Origin of the sequence: Janthinobacterium sp. ROICE36, assembly GCF_002869965.1 — a bacterium.
Lineage (GTDB): Bacteria > Pseudomonadota > Gammaproteobacteria > Burkholderiales > Burkholderiaceae_D > Janthinobacterium.
The window spans coordinates 1-769 of the sequence record NZ_PEBS01000191.1; the positions used below are offsets into that span (position 1 = coordinate 1).

General features: G+C 63.2%; 1 protein-coding gene and 1 pseudogene. Both read left to right on the plus strand.

From position 1 onward, the window contains the following. Positions 1 to 72 precede the first annotated feature (72 nt). Positions 73 to 564 carry a transposase gene (locus tag CSZ94_RS27365; protein ID WP_180977663.1) on the plus strand — a complete coding sequence of 164 codons (492 nt, stop codon included), beginning with the start codon at positions 73 to 75 and terminating at the stop codon, positions 562 to 564. Then, positions 561 to 769: pseudogene (locus CSZ94_RS27830) on the plus strand (helix-turn-helix domain-containing protein); the annotation flags it as partial. The gene CSZ94_RS27365 and the pseudogene CSZ94_RS27830, both read left to right, overlap by 4 nt.

Sequence of the window (769 nt, forward strand, 5' to 3'; positions counted from 1 at the left end):
CCCCCTCTGTCAAAATAGTTGTCGCCTCCAGCATTTGGAGTTCTAATCAGCCCTGGGGCGATGGATTTGACGATGACAAAATACACCAACGAGAAGAAAGAGCACGCGCTCAGCCAAATGAGCGCACCGCATAACAAGTCTGTGGCCGAAGTGGCACAGCTGACCGGCGTACCGGAGGCCACGCTGTATCTATGGCGCAAGCAGGCTCGCGAACAAGGCCGCGCGGTGCCCGGCGATGGACAAAATCCTGAACAGTGGAGTTCGGCCGACAAGTTCGCGGTGGTCCTGGAGGCGGCCCCTTTGAACGCGGCGGAATTGGCGGCGTACTGCCGTCGCAAGGGATTGCTGGTGGAACAATTGGAACGCTGGCGCAAGGAAGTCCACACGGCCTTATCGGCTGGACAGAGCCGTGCTGGCGCCACCGAACGCGCGACGGACAAGAAGCGCATCCGGGAGTTGGAGAGGGATTTGCGCCGCAAGGAGAAGGCATTGGCCGAGGCGGCGGCACTGCTGGTGCTGTCCCGAAAGTACGAAGCGCTGTGGACCGACGGCGAGGACGCATGATTGCGTTGCCGCAGCGCCAGGAGTTGGTCGCCGATATTGAGCAAGCTTGCCAAGATGGCGCGCGTCTTGGTTCGGCCTGCGCTGAACTGGGCTTGAGTGCGCGCACCGTCGAGCGCTGGCGCCGCACGGGCGAGGTCCGAGCCGATGCGAGACCGGCGGCAGCCCGACCGGCGCCGCCGCACAAGCTGAGCGAGCAAGAACGCCA

Excerpts from the sequence above, each read along its gene's own strand:
- CSZ94_RS27365 (WP_180977663.1), top strand. The coding sequence starts at position 73 with ATGACAAAATACACCAACGAGAAGAAAGAGCACGCGCTCAGCCAAATG.